Raw genomic sequence first — 16,693 nt, forward strand, 5'->3', positions numbered from 1 at the left:
CCTGCTATGGAAATGGATGCGGGTATGGATTGAGAAGTTCCAGACTCAGCGGCTGTTTGGCATACCCAAGCTCCATTGGTACCCTCAATACCCGCTCCAGCCCTGCCACGCGGGTAAACTGATGCCCGAATGTCATCGGCAGCATCCCCGGGATGAGCACTTTCACGCAATGCAATCCATTTCGAGTGATTTCCGGCGCTGACTGATCAACGACGATCACATCAAGATTCAACCGACGGAATGTCTGAAGAACCTCTTTCAGATCGTCCGTTAAATCAGCATGCCGGGCCACGCGCTTGAATTCCTCTTCAAACGTACGCATCGGGCGATTTTCATCCAGCAGAAATTTCAGGCGCTCCTCCGCTTGCGGCAAAGCGTATAACAAGGAATGATCCTCCATCTGCCGCACCTGGGAGGAGTCGTGAAACATCTGAACATACGTCTCACGGTTCTCCGCAAATTTTTTATCAAGATTCAGTACCATGCCGGCCAACTCGTGAACCGCACCTTTCACCGCCCGTACCGGATCAGGATGAGCTCCAGCCGTGCAGATCAGATTCACTCCATTTGTTTTCCTGTTTTTTGCGATCCCCCAAACGCTTGGAATCCCGTTCTCCATCGTTGAGTTGTAGAAATATACATCAAACCCCGCCACAGCTCGCATACGATCGATCATCAGCTGCAATTCCCGGTCGTTGGCGGAATAAGGGTCAATGCGTGGGAGAGGCAGCTGCGCATACCAAGACATCAGAAACGAATCTCGTTCCACAACTTCCATGATTCCGTAAAAGATAGCTTCCTCCAGGCTTCCACCTAATGCGCATCCGTTGGAGGATTCAGACACGAAACCGTGCCCGCAGCCCATGCCGTAATAAGCAAGCTGTTCCGGAACGAGAATCGGACGCTCTTGCAAAAACGAATAGCCCCACACCCAATCGATGTGGCGGTCAGGATCGAACGCAGTGAACGGATAGCCCGGCTGTGCATACTGTTCCTTCGCGTGGACCCCTACCTTGACAGGGTCGAGCGCTTGATCTTCCAGATCGCGGAAGCTGCCATGGACTACCGTCCGTTTGCCTCGGGGCGCCATACCGCAGTACCGCTCCAATCCCTCCAAAATGGCGGTCAGCTCGCTCGCCGCATAGGAATGAGTCCTGCCAGCCGTTCCCACGTCCTCTCCGATCATCGGCAGATTCACGCTTACATCGGCAAATGGCGACGCAAGGTCAATCATTTTCTCATTCATAAAGCCGGTTCGGCTATCCAAATAGTCTTTGGACAGCACTTTTTTCAAATCATCCATCGGTCGGGAGCGGTAACTGTCCAAGCTAATCTTAGGACTTGGCTGCAGCGAAATGCGGGCTAATGCCGATGAATCGTCAGGCAATCGACTGCAAACCGGACAAAGCGGGTCAGGGAGAAAGAAGTGAACTGTACTTTCCAGCGTTTTCAAATTAATCATCAGCACTCTCTCTGCCAAGTGAACCGGTTTGTCTTGCAGCATCCTCCGTGCCTCCGTCACCAGAAGATGAGCTGCTTGGAGGAGTCCCGTACGCGAAGCCCATGAATCGCGTGTTACTCCCCCGTGCGCCGTAAGACTCCGCTGTAGCGCCCGCATCTCCCTGCGGTCGCGTCCAGCCATGAGGCGTCGCGTATCCGCACATTGGGAGCATCCTTGCGACCCCGGAGTAACCAGAGGGCCGATCACACCCTGGCCAAATGAAACGAAGCCGCGCAGCCAAGGGATGCCGGCTGGCTGCAGCAGCTCTTCCGCCTTTTGATGAACATAAGGATGCCAAGCATCGTGCAGCACAAGTGCCAGATTTACCGCTTCCGGCACGCCTGCTTCGAAATCGTTTTGACGTACGATCTTGCATTCGTCGGAGAGTTTTTCAAATACGCAGTCCGCCAACAAACCGTCTCCCACAATCATAACGATGGCGCTCACCGGGATCCCTCCTCTCGCAGCAACACGCCAAACACGCCTGCCATTTCCTCTTTCAAAAATGGTTCTACGGCCAAATCGAAGACCAAGAGCCGCTTATGATTCCGTTTCAAGACCTGCAAGGCGGACTGCAGAGCATCCGATTCTATCGCAGCTTCACAGGATGGGATCTCAAGGTTAAGTTCAATCTTTTCTGCCAGACGCACAGACGAAACCTCCAAACCTTGCGATGTGAAACTAGCCCCTTGGTTTTGCGCCATCAACAGAGCTTGTTGCAAAGCATCCCGCAGCGCAAAAGTTACACTCAAGCCTACACCGCCATACCAGCGGTCATCCGTACAGACCCACACCACAGGGAATCCGGAAACTGTCTCCCCCAAGCCAATTGTCGGTTCTCCCTTCATCGTCGTCAAAGCCTGCAAATAAAACTGGCAGCGTTTATCCTCTACGGCAGACAAATGTACTCGAGAAACAGTCGGTACCTGACTCGCAAGTTGCTTGCCCATCTCCTCAGCCAAACATCTAAGCAACCCCCGACCTATGCCTTCCGCAAACGTTTCTCCCGCTCCGATGCCGATAAACTCCTGCGGTTCTATCCTGCTGCCCTCATCTTCCCGATGGGAGGAAGCCGCCCCGACGAGAAGGTCTGCCATTCGCGACACATACGCTTCAATCCCAGCAAAACCTGCTGCCCGACGAGCTCCCTCATGAGTCAGATCGGTACATATTAGATCCGACAGCAGCGCAGCCGGCCCTTCCGACAGTGGGTCGATGGCCTGAATTCGGCACTGAGCGAGCGGCAGTTGCTTTAAGTCCCCCTCCTCCCAAATATGAAAAATGCCTGATTCGGCAGATGTCAACCGGCCAAAGTAAGGAAGCAATCCGCTCACACTTTTGCTTGACTTCCGCTCGAGCTGCGATTCGAAATCGTGAATCCGTTCAACAGCGTTTCGCCGAGTCACAAGCGGATGTGGGACGAAAGAATACCATTTTCCTTCCAAAGTCTCTAGATTAAGCAGATAGAACGGATAACTTTGTTCCGAATCGTTCAATCCGCTTATCTTTTTCAGTAATTCAAACACGATCACGTTCGCTAACAACGCTCCCGCTGTGGAAGAATAGGTGTGCAGCTCCGGGTCTTTACAGATCGCGGATTCGTGTATGCTGCGCCACGCTGATTCCCAGCAGACCTCAGAGTCCGGCTGTACAAGAGGGCCTGCCATACCCGCCTGCTTCACACAAACCGCGGGCAGAAACACCTTCCTCTCTTCCCTGCAAACCGCATGAAGAGCCCGCAGTTCCTCGATATCTCCCTCCCGTGACACATATAATATCGCATCAAACGGCTTTACGGCCTCCCGCCAATGACGATTCCCCTCCGCTCTCAGAGTAACCTCCTCGATGACGACCTCGGGGTCCGTTTTACGGGCATGTGCCGCCAGTTCTAGCATCCGCTGCCGATCGGTCGGCTCAGAGCCCGAGACTAGCACGTGTAACTTGGGCAATCCGGATTCAAGCAGCGCGGAAATGACCGAGAGCAGAAATGGACCAGAACCGACTGCCAATACTTTGGACTGCCGATACGACTGAAACCGGTATGCACCCGAATCACCGAAATGGTCCAAAAATTCAATTTGAGAAGCATACTTTTGGAGGATTTCTTCAGACAATTGATGTGGACTATCTTGGCTTGTATCCCGCACAAATCCATTGCGATACAACATTTCTGCAATTCCATATACCTGCTTCTGGTGTTGGTCCGGTAATCCGCCTGTCAAATCTTTTAAACTATGCTCCCCATTAAATATCGGTATCAATTTTTCAATCCACCGATCGATCCCTGCGCCTTCCATGCGGAACGAGCTTATATTGTTTCGAAAATACACACTACCATTGGGATCAGGGAGAAAAAACGTATCCCTTTTCATCTTCAGTCGCATCGAAGGGTTCAAATTTGCCATTCTACTCCTCCTCCGGAAGCTGTGTTCTCAATCTGCTCAAACTCTTCCTCATGTAATCTTATGTACAGCTAATTGTCCCTCATGTCTTATTCTTTAAGAAAGCCCCTGCAGCAATGGCCTAGTTTGCTGTAGGGGCTTTACTCTATCGGCAAGAAACAATTCAATATCCTTAACGGTGGCAGTTATGGCAGCCATGACAGTTGTGACAGCCATGACAGTTCGAGCATCGGAAACAACTGGTGCAATTGGAACAGGTAAAGCAATTCGTACAGTTAAAGCAATTTGTACACGTAAAGCAGTTAGTACAGTTCGTGCAAAAGAAGACGCATAATCGAGCATCTTGCTGGCTTTGTACGTTCCAAGGAGTCACCTCACTTGCCGTGAACTCGGAAACCGTCAAATTCTGTAAGTCATTTTTGAACTCATCCATTTACAAAAACCTCCATTTAATAAATAGTTGTGCCGGCATCATCCGCTGTGTGAATTTCGCTAATTATTCGACTACTCCATGACAACATATGAACTCAACTCCGCACTTGTTACTGATTAAAATGCCTATTTTATTGCACATTTGCAGGACAAAAAAGGAGCCTATCCAACTTCGATTGGACTGAGCTCCTTTTTGCTTTTCGTTTTTAACATGTTAACTTAGTCTACTAGAATTAATTTGATTTACAGCTCGTAAAGCAGATGAGATCGCCCCTTCCATCCAACCGGGATAAAGACTCGTGTGATCGCCAGCGAAGTAAATTCTATCATGTACGGCAGAAAGTGTTGGGAGCATTCGAAGCATCTGTTTCGGCTTATACCAAGCATATGCACCTCGGGAGTACGGATTATGATCCCAAGAAAAAACCGTTCCACCTTCATAATGATGCGACAGTTCAGGAAACACCTGTTTCATTTCTGATACGGCTGAATGAAAGTTACCAGCTCTAGCTAGTTCTCGAGCAGATTCGCCGGAGGCGTACGAACAAATCAACCCTCTTCTTGATGTTGTTTGAGAGAATGAAGCATCAAGCAGCCATCCAATTTTCAGATCCGTATTTACGGTAGTGAAGGAACTTAATTTGTTCCAGAATCTGGTACGACTTTGAATGACGGTACGCGTAACGGAAGTGGAGAGCTGGTTTTGAATGACATCATTTTTTTCTTTGCTAAGCGGCGGGGAAAAATGAATTGTACGAAGCACTGTAGAGGGAATGGCCACAATGACCCGATCACAGCTGATCGTGAACACTTCGCCAGAATGCGTAAATCGGATAACTATCCCTTTATGACTATGTTCAATATGCGTCACAGCACATCCATAACTGATATTAGGGCCAATTATAAGGGCAAGCTTTTTCGGCAATTGATCCATGCCACCAACTATCGTCTGTGTATTTCCTTCGGAGCTGGCCATTTTTAGGTCAAGAAGACGCTGTAAAGCAGATACTTGACGAATACCATCACCTAGCATCTGCATATATCCGATTTCTAACAGCTTGATCGCGCCAGAAGATGCTCCTTGGCTTTTAAGATATTGTTCCATTGTCATAGCATCAAGTTGTACCGCTTGTTTTGTGGGCCAGCCCGGCATTAAAGGATCACCCGTGGCGTTCATCCCAGGCTTGAGATACTTTTCCAGCATTCCAGCATATCCTAACCTTTTTTCCTCGGCTGTAAGCGTGACAGGCCACCAGGCAGGTTCAGCCGGAGAATCTATGATCATTCTCCCCTTCATATAGGATAAACTTCTATTCGGGACTGGTACATGTATTAATTGAACACCGGCTTGCTGGGCATAATTTAATGTGAGAAAATGATGCGCTCCAATGAAAGCAGCCCCCATTTCGCAAAACAATCCGTCAGCAAATTGGTCCCGCATTGTGTATATCCGTCCACCCGGTTGACTGTTTGCCTCTAATAAACGCACGTTATACCCTTGTTTCATAAGCTCCAAAGTGCATACCAAACCCGCTATTCCCGCCCCAATAACTACAATGCGCTCAGGAAAACGACCTATTGCCATAACTCCGATTCCTCCAAAAATTACTTATATATACCATGTATGTATGTTCATAATCCTTTAGTTCCTATGTACAAGTTAAAATAAAAAAGCTCCCGTCTCTTATAAGCAAAAGACGAAAGCATGAATTCTATTTTCGTGAACCTTCTCATTCGAAATGAACAGGTTCACATCATCATCTACAACCTCAACTTCAGCCTCAATCATCATTGTCTTCATCCTCCAAGAAAGATTAGTTTGTCAGTTCTACAATCTTTGTCGCGATATTCTTGCAAAACTCGCTGTCATGCTCCACGAATAAAATGGTTGGGTTATGCTCAAGCAGCAGTTCTTCAATTTGCATACGCGAGATGACGTCAATGAAATTAAGCGGTTCGTCCCAAATATGCAAATGCACTTGCTCGCTCAAGCTTTTGGCGATCAGCACCTTTTTCTTCTGACCGCCGCTAAACGCCGCCATATCCTTTTCAAACTGGGATCTGGAGAAATCAAGCTTTCGAAGAATCGATTTGAACAAACTTTCGTCAATCCCATGCTCCCTGGCGTAGTCGGACAAATTGCCGCGAAGGTGGGACGTATCCTGCGATACGTACGATATTCGAAGCTGGCTATCCTTCCGTAAGCTCCCGGTGTAGCTTAACCCCTCGCCACATATCAGCTTGAGAATCGAAGATTTTCCCGAACCGTTCGGGCCTACCAGCGCAATGGCTTCGCCTGGCTCAATCGTAAAGCTTACATTCTCGCATACCTGTCTTTCCCCGTAATAAATCGAAACCGCATCCAGCTCCACGAGTTGAGGCTTATGATAGGAGAGCTGCGTAATCTCCAGACTTTCTGAGCTTTCAATATTTTTCAGAAGCTTCGATTTCTCTTCGATGGCCGATTGCTGCCTTTGTTCAATCGATTTCGAACGCTTCATCATTTTGGCGGCTTTGTGGCCGACGTAGCCTTTGTCGATTTTGGAGCCGGAATTTCTTGTGCCGTTTTTGCTTCTTTCTACTGCATGCGCCCAATCTCCCGTACGTCTGGAGGAAACGGACAACCGTTTGATGTCCTTACGGAGTTTTTCGTCCGTCGCAAGTTCGAACTGATCCTGCCTCCGCTTATTTTCCCACCAGCTCGAAAAATTGCCTTTCTGAATCTCGATATTGGTTTTGTTAATAGAGAGAATGTGATCGACGCAATGATCGAGAAACGCTCTGTCATGAGATATCAGGATAAACCCGCTCTTTGATCCCAAATAGTGGCTTACAAGCTTCCTCGCATTCATATCCAGGTGGTTTGTCGGCTCGTCAATGAGCAGGAAGCTGTTCTCCTTAATGAACAAGGTCGCTAACAGCACCTTGGTCTGTTCTCCGTTGGACAACGAATTGAAAGGGCGATACAACACGTCCTCGGACATTTTTAGCAGCGAAAACTCTCGTATTAACTGCCAGTGCTCATAGTCCGGGTGAATTTCTTCAATAACTTCATACGTAAGACTTTCCTTATTCTCTACATGGAATGGAAAATATTCAAACTCTACCTGCGACGAAATATTGCCGCTGTATTCATGCTTTCCGAGCAATAGTTGAAGAAACGTCGTTTTCCCCCGGCCATTTCTCCCCGTAAAGCCCAATTTCCAGTCCGTATCCATCACAAAACTGACATTTTCAAAAATGTTGTCGTAGCTGCCTTCATAGGCAAACGTTAGGTTTGATACGTTAATCGTAGACATTCCGATATCCTCCTTTGTCGAAAAAAAAATTGAGCTGCAAGAAAGTTACCTTTCCTGCAGCTCAAAAAAATACGACAAATTCAACCCGGGACAGGGTATGAAAAAGAATATCGTTTGAGTGAAAAGAATAAGGTAACTTTCTTGCCAATAAGAAATAAAACAAACACTGTTCTATTCTTAGTAAAAGGGCAAGAAATTTTACATTATCCTCTTCATCTCCAATCGTTAAATGTAGCTGAATCTTAACATATTCTTTTCCTTATTGCAACCTCCTTGCCCAAGCGCATTTTTAGCATTTGCATACTTTAATTCAACTGGTTATTGAGGAAAAGATCGGTTGTTGAGACGGGAGTGATAGTTATGAAATGGCGCGATTCCCTAGGTGGTTACAGGACCTACATGAGTCTGGGTTCCACATGTCAAACAGCATATCAGCTTAAAAGACTGGGCTTACGAAAATATGCGGGTCCCTTAGATTGGTTTGTTTCAGATTCGATTGGCGGAGTGGTTCGTTTGATTGATCATCGTTTTAAGGGATTTATGGAGCTTAGCCAGCTTGAAGTCATTGGCGCTACCAATGAATGCTTTGTTGTAAGAGATAATGCGAATGACGTTACATCTTTTCATGACTTTCCACTTTATCTCACCCCGGAGCGATGGCGGGATGCTTACCCCGCGTTTAAACAAAAGCTCAGTCGACGCGTAGATCGATTTTTGAGAACTGTACAAGGTCAACCCATTCTTTTTATTAGAACCAATTCGACTAGAAAGGAAGCGAAGGAACTACACGCAGCCTTAAAAAGGCTGCTGCCTGGAAAGTTCCAACTCCTGATCGTGAATAACCACCAGGAAGATCGCAAAGATGTAATTTACGAGGATTGGGGGATAAATGGAGTTAGCTCGGTGCTCCTTCCGAAAGGTGAAGATTGGAGAGGATTTGACCAAGGTTGGGATACGTGTATGAACGGCTTCAAATTGAAAGCTTCGTCCATTCGTTGAGTTTAACTCCTTTAGATACGACGATTAATGAGGATTTCCCGGAGTCGGTACGGCTGGCTCATTCTCCCCTCCCATACGGCGGCGCGATGTCTCCATTTTGCCAACAGCAGGGATATGCTCCGACACCTTCGCAAGACCGAACACCGGCATATTGCCGTATACGCACTCATACTCGTCACCTCGGATCTTATATGTTTCGTGATAGATTCCGACGGTTCCATTCGTTCCGACCTTGCGGTTGAAATTTCGCCATGCGGTAAGATGCTGCCCTCCGCGGGCATACGTCTCCAGCTGCTCATACGAATCCCAATATTGGAGCAGATGAACACTGCGCCAGCCCAGCATGAACTCCGTCCCACGAAAGCCGAGCTTGCGATTAGTGTAAAGTTCCCGCAGCATGGGTCCCATGGCCATAAACACCGGCAGCCATTTGTGTACGGCCCAGAGCCGATTGACGCGCATGCCAATTAGAAATACGACGAAATCGCCCTCCATTCGAGCTGTGTATCTTCCCGGTATTACTTTCGCCATTGAGATTCATCTCCCTCGACTATTCATTAATGACTTAGGTTATTCCTTCTCACAGTAAGGTGAAAGCTCGGGCAGCTCCAACACCTCTGACAATACTGCAGCCATCCCGAGGCCAATAAAGCTAGAAGCCTGAAAGCTGGGCTGGGGAATCTGAGCTTCCTCGAATTTTTCCTTTACCACTTGATGAATATGGGCAAAGCCTTCCTTAACCTTTTGACGAATGATCGGCTCAGCCGTCGTAAACGCCTGCATCGACAGAAACGTCTCGTCTCGGTGTGTTTCCATTAGGTCATAGAACGCTGCGCCCATCTGATCCATCAGTTGCTCCGCCGGAGCCTCGACTTTCCTAAAAATGCCTGCTATACGTTGGACAGACTGCTCCAGCACTGCGATAAAAAGATCTTCCTTCGTTTTGAAAAAATGAAACACATACGGCTGCGTAATCCCCACTGCTTGAGCGATATGTGCGGTCGTCGTCTTGTAGTATCCCTGCTTGGCGAAGACGGTTACGGCTGCTTCGACAATTTGCTGTTTGCGGTCTTCTTTGGCCACTTCTCGATGCCCTCCATATTTATTTATTAATTAATAAATACAAAATTTATCGCATGCTGTCAACATATTTTTCCAATAAAGATCACTATAAAAATCAAAAGACCGCTCTATCGCAGAACGGTCAGGGATACAGCTTAGTGTATCATATTTTTTAATTTATGGACTTCGTCTTCCGACAGTCCGGAAATCTCCGCTGTGTCAGAAACAGATGTGCCTCGCTTCAAAAGCTTCACCGCGATTTCACGCCGAGCTTCTTCGTTCTGGCTCAAAAATTCAAGCGTGTCCATCGCCTTTTGCAATGCTGGCTCGTTCATCGCAATAACCTCCCACAATTCTGCAAAAGCCCAGTGTGACCGTTTTATCGATGAATGGATTCAGAATCTGAACGTCGGTAATCGGGGATTAAACACGAAATCCACCTTCGGATCAAGTCTATCCATCATACCATCAACTCCATTTCCCCTTACTACATATTATACCATGACTGTCTGCGTTCAGACATATACACCGACAAGATCGAAAAAAGCATAGAGCTACGATCATTTAACAGCACCACTCTAGTTAGTAACTGATTTGTAACTGGCTTAACATACTATAAGAAAAATAACAATAAGGAGGCTGATATATTCTTTCTTTTGAAAGCGCAAACATTTTGTGATGTCAAGATGATAAATATGACTTTGAGAGGTGTGGGTAAAATGAAATTAAAAGGATTGCATTGTTTTAACATATTATTAGTGTTTGCATTAGCTTTCATGTTATTTGGAGGAAGCTTGATACTCCCTACCCCGTCCGTTCATGCCGCCGCGCCAACGCTCATTTCTACGGCTTCTTCTCCTTTTCCATGGACACGAGTTGAATTGTGGGGCGATACCAACTCCAGTATGATTAACGGCCAAGAAAATATGATTAAGTTTAGTTTACCGACCAACACCAAAGTGCAATCGTGGTTTCCTTCCGACATCTTTATTAAAGACGGCTCCAGCAACAGCTCTAACGATTACAATTTTGGAGATTATGGCCATTTGAAGAGCAACCGCTTTTTTGTACTTGGTTACGGTCCGAAGTGGGATACGGGAACTAAACAGGTGCCTGTCCTGCTCGTACATGGAGCAGCCGACGATATGAACCGCGCATGGGCGCATCCTTATGAAGCGCAAACTCCATCTAGCATAAGTAAACCTGGTTTAATGCAATACTTATCCGATCGCGGATACAAAGTTTTCGCCATTTCTTTCCCCCATACGCAAGGCAACAACCTCATTCAAGCTGAATTGATCGCAGGCGCGATCGATGTTATCAAATCCCGCACTGGAGCGTCACAAGTGGATGTCGTGGCACACAGCAAAGGAAATATGTCCACAATGGCATACCTGAGCTCCCTGAAAGACGATTGGTCAGATACGACTTGGATGACCGGATACCGCAGCGATGTAAGAAAATACATATCTGTTGCAGCACCTTACAAAGGTTTGGACACGATGTTCAGATATTATATGGCCAATTTAAGCGTAATCGATAAAAATACAAACGGACCGGTTGCTTTCAATAACGCTTATGTGTACTACTCTTATCGCAACTACAATCGATGGGATATGTCAAATAAAATCGGCAACAACTATTTCGAAGGACAAACGCAATTGTTGTGGAACTGGGTCAACGATCCGTCAACGCCGATCGGATTTAATTCGGACAGCTATACGGCCGGCGACTATAACGACACGATGTACAAATTATACAATGGCGGCAGCAGTTTGTATGTTACTTCCGAAGGCATTAACAACGTCATTGCTAACGTTAACGGCGCAAGAGGCACAAGCAACTTTGTAAGCAAATTAATCAACAAAGGAATTGCTCCTGACGTAAATATCTATAATTTATACGGTACTAATCAGGCAATGACTTATGTCTATGGTTGGTGGCCTGTAGGCGAATATGCGGACAGCAGTGACGGATTGCTCTTTGTGAAGAGCGCAACATACACAGCGGGAGCTACGAAAAGAGGCGCTCAACTTGCAGCACAAACAGGCATGAATTTAAACCACCTGGATATTGCGCGTGAAACTTCGGCGTTAAGCTGGATTGAACAAAAATTGGCTCAATGATTGATGACCTGCAAATTTAGATTTTGCAGACCTGTGATATAATCGCAGGTCTGCAGATATACTAATGAAGCAAATTCTATCAAACTTGCGAATGATCAGTTACGCTCATATTTTGTTCCACTATTGCAGATCTACGACGCATTGATAAAGAATAAATAGCCGGGATGAGTCCAATTGCCACGCCAACTCCACCAATCCAACCGACTGCTGTTAGAGAGATGTTTTCGACAATAACGCCCCCGATTACAGCCCCTACGGCCATACCCAACTGCACGATAGAACTGTTCAAACTAAGGATGATCCCCGAAGCCTGAGGAGCCAAACCGATTAAATAAACTTGTTGAACCGGTCCCGTCGACCAAGCGAAAAAGGACCATAACATAAGCAAAGGCAACACCACCATGGACGAATGGGAGAACGCTGCCAGTAAAAATAAGATGCCAGAGTGAAAGATCAAGCTTCCGATCATCGAACGCGGGATCCCCCATTTATCAACACCGAATCCGCCAGCTTGGGAGCCAAGAAGACTAGCAAGTCCAAATGCAAACAACCCAATGCTTACCATCCGTTCGCTCATGCCCGTAATAGTCAGAAGAAACGGCGTTATATAGGTGTAAAGAATCATATATCCCAAAATCCAGAAAAAACCGATGGAAAGCGCGACAGAAATGCGGGGATTTTTTAACAAGGCGAGCTGTTCACGAATAGGAACGGGAGCCTCCCCTTCCGATTTCGGAATCGTCAGCATAAGGACTAGCATTGCAATCAAACTTAGTATTCCAATCCCCGTGAAGATGATTCTCCAATCAAACGATCCTGCAATGATCCTCCCAAGCGGGACGCCGAGAATAAGTGCGAGGTTAAAGCCCAATAAAACCTTAGCGATAGCGCTGCCTTGTTTTCCAGGTTGAGATATCTTGGCCGCAACGGTCAGGGCGACGACCATAAATACTCCCGTGCTTATTGCCATAATAATTCTTGCTCCGAGCAGCATGCCGTAACCTGTGGTTGTGACAGTAATCAAGTTTCCTATGAAAAATAATCCCAAAGCCGTCAGCATAAGCTTTCTTCGATCCATTTTTGCTGTAAGTGCAATAAGAATCGGGGTACCAATGGCATAAGCAAGCGAATAGACCGTAATCAGTTGTCCTGCCCCTGCTAACGACACACCAACATCCCTTGCAACCATATCCAAAATACCGGCAATTACGAATTCTGAAGTACCGACTAAAAAGCTGATAATAGCGAGGATATAAATTTTCATTGAGTCTCTCATATGTTTTTCTCTCCCTTTGTTCCATAGTTCTAAATATATAGAAATGATGATTAAAAAAATAAGGTTCTCGGTTTACTTTTGACGAGCAAGCTCCTTACGCACAATCGGTGCTACTTTGGTACCGAGAAGCTCAATCGTCCGCAGCAAGTCGCGATGCGGCAGCGAACTGAAATCGATATACATCATAAATCGAGTTAAGCCTAAGTTCTTGTGCAGCAGTACGATCTTCTCTGCGACATATTCGGAGTCTCCGACATAAAGTGCACCGTGAAGGCTTCGGGCTGCATTGTACGTGTCGCGTGTATAAGGAGACCAGCCTCGTTCCCGTCCAATCTGGTTCATTTGGGAGGCCATGACCGGGTAATACCTTTCTGCTGCATCTTGTGCCGTATCTGAAATAAACCCATGCGAGTGCGAAGCAATTTGCAACTTATTCGGATCGTGACCTGCTTTCACCGCGGCTTGCTTATATAACTCCACCAAGGGTGCGAATCTCTCCGGCGGCCCTCCCAGTATTGAGAATACGATTGGAAGTCCCAGCAAGCCGGCACGAATAGCCGATTCCGGGTTTCCACCCGTGCCGATCCAGACAGGCAAAGGCTCCTGCTGCGCACGAGGATAGATGCCCATGTTGTCAATCGCCGGACGATGGCCGCCGCGCCAGGTAACCTTCTCGAAATCGCGAATCTTCAACAGCAGTTCTAGCTTCTCTTCGAACAATTCCTCGTAATCTTTGAGGTCATTGCCGAATAGCGGAAACGATTCGATAAACGAACCCCGTCCGGCCATGATCTCCGCCCGCCCATTCGATAAACCGTCTAGCGTGGCGAAATCCTGGTATACCCGCACCGGATCATCCGAAGATAACACCGTTACAGCGCTCGAGAGGCGGATTCTCTTCGTTGCAGCGGCAGCGGTGGCCAGAATAACAGCTGGTGACGAGCTTGTGTAATCCATTCGATGATGCTCTCCGATGGCATAGACGTCAAGGCCGACTTGATCTGCCAATTGAATCTCTTCTATCGCTTGGCGCAACCGCTGGGCGTGCGTTACACCATCATTTCCGGGATTAGCATGGAGAAATGTGCTCATGCCAATTTCCATTGTCTTAACTTGATCGCTCATCGTTATTCTCTCCTTTTTATGTTTGTAAAAATACTTGCTAAAAGTCATTTCATGCGAGCATGTCCCTAATTAATTCTACAGTTCTAAATATATAGAAATGAATTTCAAAAAAAATTACGTAAGCAGATAGGGCGCATATTTTTCCGCTATTTCTCGATTGACGTTATAGTGAATGAACGATCCATTTTTGCGAAAATCAATCAAACCAGAGTCCGTCAATTGCTTCAGATGATGCGATAGAGTCGATCCTGCAACCGATTCAAGCTTTTCACCAATGGCGGTGAAACATAAATTACTCTCTTTCACAAGCAACTTAGCGATTTTCAGTCGAGTAGGTTCCCCCAAAGCTTTATACAATTTAACCGCTTGCCTCATATCTTCTTGATTTTCTCCCATTCTTATCACCTCCCTGAATCTCTTCAGCAATTCTATAACTGTCGAAATCAATATTAGCACCTCACCGAATAAAAGTAAAGGGGGATTTCGGGCTCCATCGTAACGACGAATCGCTCATCCAATCCCTAATATCCCCCATTATGTCTCTACACTTTTCGGCGGATAAATGTTTACGATCATGTACATATTAAACGGCAGCAGCGGCTAATCCACAGACTAACGTTAGTGTGACAACGTTTCAATCAAAATTTGCTCCGCTCCATTGCCAATCAGCAATTTTGCTACTTTTTCACCCACCTGAACAGGGGATTCGCCAGTATGGGTTTCTCTAAGAATAATTGAACCGTCTGGTTTTCCTACCATTCCCGTTAAGGATATCTCCTGTAGAGGGTGTCCCATCGTTTCACTCAACACTGCAAATGCACCAATCGGCACGTGACATCCACCGTTCAATGCCCCGAGAAATGTTCTCTCTGCGGTTACCTCCAAAGCTGTTTGTGGATCATTATACAAGTTCAGCAGCTTCCTTAACTCCGCATCATCTTCCCGACATTCAATACCGAGAGCGCCTTGACCGACAGCAGGCAAGAAAGCTTCCGGAGATAAAATTTCTGTGATGCGATCCTCCCAGCCCATCCTTTTAAGCCCTGCGACTGCTAAGATTATCGCGTCAAACTCACCATTTTCTAACTTACGAAGACGGGAGTCAATATTCCCCCGGATCGGCTCTATGATAAGATCAGGTCGTAGTGCCGCTAACTGGCTCGATCTCCGCAGACTGCTCGTACCTACACGCGCACCGTACTTTAAATCTTTAAGTCCGGCGCCGCTTTTAGAGATCAGACAATCACGAGGGTCCTCACGTTTTGGAACAGCACCATTAATAAGGCCTCCAGGAAGCTCGAAAGGCATGTCCTTTAGACAGTGAACCGCCATGTCGATTTCCTTGTCAAGCATAGCCTGTTCAATCTCTTTTACAAAAAGACCCTTACCCCCAACTTTAGACAAGGTTACATCCAAAATCAGGTCGCCCTTCGTAACTATATTTTTTATCTCGAACGTAAAATCCATTCCATGCTCTTGGCTAAGCAGCGTCAAATCGGAAATTACTTGTTCCGTTTGTGTCACAGCAAGTGCACTTTTTCTGCATCCAACCACAATTTTCCTCATTCGTATACTCCCAATCATTTTTTGAGTCACATTCCATCATCCAAGAGGAAGTTCTACAATGAAGTTTAAATGACAAGATAAGCAAAATCAAATTTTAGAGAACTCTCTTGGACATAGGATGATCATCACTTAACTCTAACAAATCCCATAGGTTTCCATATAAATCTTTAAATACGGCGACAATTCCATACGATTGTTCTTTGGGCTCCCTAACGAACTCAATTCCCTTTGACACCATGTCATGATAATCTCTCCAGAAGTCATCGGTGCTTAAAAATAGAAAAACTCTTCCACCCGTCTGGTTTCCAATAAACATCTCTTGTTCCTCTTTTGATGCTTTTGCAAGCAATATTGTGGTACCAACAGAACCAGGTGGAGAAACGACTACCCATCGTTTATCTTGTTCCGGTTGATAAGTATCCTCAACTAAAGTGAAGTTCAGCTTCTTCGTATAGAAATCTATTGCTTCATCATATTCTTTTACCACCAGAGCGATATGAACAATTGATTGAATCATTTCCTTACTCCTCCTGATAGAGTGAATTGTTTTCACGGATAGCTTTATCTTACCATAACTCATATGTGCCCGTATCTAACGTACTCATTGATCAACTTTCTGTAACACGCTTTTCTTCCAAGGAAAATAGCTCATAATCTTATCGTATTCCAAAAAAGTATGAAAGGATTCAAAAAATTGCTAAAGTTGGTTGAAACTTAAATTTTCCATCTTATACCTTGCTTCTTCATTGTTACATCTAGAAGCCCTCAAAATATAAAACATTTCATATGGGGCTAAACTTTTCTTTAATAGCACACTTAACACTTCTAATGTTTTATTATTAGGCCAAATGACTAGTCTAGAAAATTTCTCATAATCTTGTTGGATATATACATACCTTTCACAG

The 16,693-nt window shown here is 46.0% G+C and carries 15 protein-coding genes and 1 pseudogene; 2 read left to right on the plus strand and 14 right to left on the minus strand.

All coding sequences use genetic code 11. The features are described 5' to 3' along the window. Positions 1-4 precede the first annotated feature (4 nt). The 5 genes from AC3WRW_RS19025 to AC3WRW_RS19045 form a co-directional block, all read right to left on the minus strand. The gene (locus AC3WRW_RS19025; protein WP_492547879.1) at positions 5-1,948 is read right to left on the minus strand and encodes a TOMM precursor leader peptide-binding protein; all 1,944 of its coding nucleotides are present in this window, start codon (positions 1,946-1,948) and stop codon (positions 5-7) included. After that, positions 1,945-3,906, minus strand: a complete 1,962-nt coding sequence (locus AC3WRW_RS19030) for a putative thiazole-containing bacteriocin maturation protein (protein WP_492547880.1) — start codon at positions 3,904-3,906, stop codon at positions 1,945-1,947. Before AC3WRW_RS19030 ends, AC3WRW_RS19025 begins: the two co-directional genes overlap by 4 nt. Positions 3,907-4,075: 169 nt before the next feature. Next, positions 4,076-4,336 carry a heterocycloanthracin/sonorensin family bacteriocin gene (locus AC3WRW_RS19035; protein WP_492547881.1) on the minus strand — a complete coding sequence of 87 codons (261 nt, stop codon included), beginning with the start codon at positions 4,334-4,336 and terminating at the stop codon, positions 4,076-4,078. 213 nt (positions 4,337-4,549) lie between these two features. Further along, on the minus strand, positions 4,550-5,920 hold the full coding sequence (locus AC3WRW_RS19040) for a flavin monoamine oxidase family protein (RefSeq protein ID WP_492547882.1): 1,371 nt from the start codon (positions 5,918-5,920) through the stop codon (positions 4,550-4,552). Between the two features lie 229 nt (positions 5,921-6,149). Beyond that, positions 6,150-7,634 carry an Lsa family ABC-F type ribosomal protection protein gene (locus AC3WRW_RS19045; RefSeq protein ID WP_492547883.1) on the minus strand — a complete coding sequence of 495 codons (1,485 nt, stop codon included), beginning with the start codon at positions 7,632-7,634 and terminating at the stop codon, positions 6,150-6,152. A 360-nt stretch (positions 7,635-7,994) separates the two neighbouring features. Here AC3WRW_RS19045 and AC3WRW_RS19050 point away from each other — a divergent pair, with 360 nt between their 5' ends. Then, on the plus strand, positions 7,995-8,633 hold the full coding sequence (locus tag AC3WRW_RS19050) for a DUF1796 family putative cysteine peptidase (protein ID WP_492547884.1): 639 nt from the start codon (positions 7,995-7,997) through the stop codon (positions 8,631-8,633). Between the two features lie 24 nt (positions 8,634-8,657). Here AC3WRW_RS19050 and AC3WRW_RS19055 read toward each other — a convergent pair whose 3' ends face one another. From AC3WRW_RS19055 to AC3WRW_RS19065, 3 genes and pseudogenes are all read right to left on the minus strand, one after another. Next, the gene (locus AC3WRW_RS19055) at positions 8,658-9,164 is read right to left on the minus strand and encodes a DUF4188 domain-containing protein (protein WP_492547885.1); all 507 of its coding nucleotides are present in this window, start codon (positions 9,162-9,164) and stop codon (positions 8,658-8,660) included. 39 nt (positions 9,165-9,203) lie between these two features. Further along, on the minus strand, positions 9,204-9,716 hold the full coding sequence (locus tag AC3WRW_RS19060) for a TetR/AcrR family transcriptional regulator (RefSeq protein WP_492547886.1): 513 nt from the start codon (positions 9,714-9,716) through the stop codon (positions 9,204-9,206). Positions 9,717-9,850: 134 nt separating this feature from the next. After that, positions 9,851-10,045 (minus strand): annotated as a pseudogene (locus tag AC3WRW_RS19065) (Rpn family recombination-promoting nuclease/putative transposase); the annotation flags it as partial. A gap of 408 nt (positions 10,046-10,453) precedes the next feature. On the opposite strand from AC3WRW_RS19065, the gene AC3WRW_RS19070 reads away from it, so the two are divergent. Then, positions 10,454-11,821 (plus strand): esterase/lipase family protein, encoded by a 1,368-nt coding sequence (locus AC3WRW_RS19070; RefSeq protein ID WP_492547887.1) that lies wholly within the window; start codon positions 10,454-10,456, stop codon positions 11,819-11,821. Between the two features lie 79 nt (positions 11,822-11,900). On the opposite strand, the gene AC3WRW_RS19075 is transcribed toward AC3WRW_RS19070, so the two are convergent. The 6 genes from AC3WRW_RS19075 to AC3WRW_RS19100 form a co-directional block, all read right to left on the minus strand. After that, positions 11,901-13,097 (minus strand): MFS transporter, encoded by a 1,197-nt coding sequence (locus AC3WRW_RS19075; protein WP_492547888.1) that lies wholly within the window; start codon positions 13,095-13,097, stop codon positions 11,901-11,903. Positions 13,098-13,169: 72 nt separating this feature from the next. After that, a complete protein-coding gene (locus AC3WRW_RS19080; RefSeq protein ID WP_492547889.1) occupies positions 13,170-14,222 on the minus strand; it encodes an LLM class flavin-dependent oxidoreductase in 1,053 nt (350 codons plus the stop codon). A gap of 114 nt (positions 14,223-14,336) precedes the next feature. Further along, positions 14,337-14,618, minus strand: a complete 282-nt coding sequence (locus AC3WRW_RS19085) for an ArsR/SmtB family transcription factor (RefSeq protein WP_171681525.1) — start codon at positions 14,616-14,618, stop codon at positions 14,337-14,339. A 222-nt stretch (positions 14,619-14,840) separates the two neighbouring features. Next, positions 14,841-15,788 (minus strand): hydroxymethylbilane synthase, encoded by a 948-nt coding sequence (hemC, locus tag AC3WRW_RS19090; RefSeq protein ID WP_492547890.1) that lies wholly within the window; start codon positions 15,786-15,788, stop codon positions 14,841-14,843. A gap of 94 nt (positions 15,789-15,882) precedes the next feature. Beyond that, positions 15,883-16,305, minus strand: a complete 423-nt coding sequence (locus AC3WRW_RS19095) for a VOC family protein (RefSeq protein WP_492547891.1) — start codon at positions 16,303-16,305, stop codon at positions 15,883-15,885. A 180-nt stretch (positions 16,306-16,485) separates the two neighbouring features. After that, positions 16,486-16,693: hypothetical protein (locus AC3WRW_RS19100; RefSeq protein ID WP_492547892.1), on the minus strand; the 208-nt coding region annotated here is incomplete at its 5' end.

The organism is Paenibacillus sp. FW126-R14 (assembly GCF_058789495.1).

What these genes read in the sequence shown, in the direction of transcription:
- AC3WRW_RS19055 (WP_492547885.1), bottom strand. Translation starts at nt 9,164, where the DNA reads ATGGCGAAAGTAATACCGGGAAGATACACAGCTCGAATGGAGGGCGAT.
- AC3WRW_RS19085 (WP_171681525.1), bottom strand. Translation starts at nt 14,618, where the DNA reads ATGGGAGAAAATCAAGAAGATATGAGGCAAGCGGTTAAATTGTATAAA.
- AC3WRW_RS19045 (WP_492547883.1), bottom strand. Translation starts at nt 7,634, where the DNA reads ATGTCTACGATTAACGTATCAAACCTAACGTTTGCCTATGAAGGCAGC.
- AC3WRW_RS19095 (WP_492547891.1), bottom strand. Translation starts at nt 16,305, where the DNA reads ATGATTCAATCAATTGTTCATATCGCTCTGGTGGTAAAAGAATATGAT.
- AC3WRW_RS19075 (WP_492547888.1), bottom strand. Translation starts at nt 13,097, where the DNA reads ATGAGAGACTCAATGAAAATTTATATCCTCGCTATTATCAGCTTTTTA.
- AC3WRW_RS19050 (WP_492547884.1), top strand. Translation starts at nt 7,995, where the DNA reads ATGAAATGGCGCGATTCCCTAGGTGGTTACAGGACCTACATGAGTCTG.
- AC3WRW_RS19035 (WP_492547881.1), bottom strand. Translation starts at nt 4,336, where the DNA reads ATGGATGAGTTCAAAAATGACTTACAGAATTTGACGGTTTCCGAGTTC.
- hemC (WP_492547890.1), bottom strand. Translation starts at nt 15,788, where the DNA reads ATGAGGAAAATTGTGGTTGGATGCAGAAAAAGTGCACTTGCTGTGACA.
- AC3WRW_RS19030 (WP_492547880.1), bottom strand. Translation starts at nt 3,906, where the DNA reads ATGGCAAATTTGAACCCTTCGATGCGACTGAAGATGAAAAGGGATACG.
- AC3WRW_RS19080 (WP_492547889.1), bottom strand. Translation starts at nt 14,222, where the DNA reads ATGAGCGATCAAGTTAAGACAATGGAAATTGGCATGAGCACATTTCTC.
- AC3WRW_RS19040 (WP_492547882.1), bottom strand. Translation starts at nt 5,920, where the DNA reads ATGGCAATAGGTCGTTTTCCTGAGCGCATTGTAGTTATTGGGGCGGGA.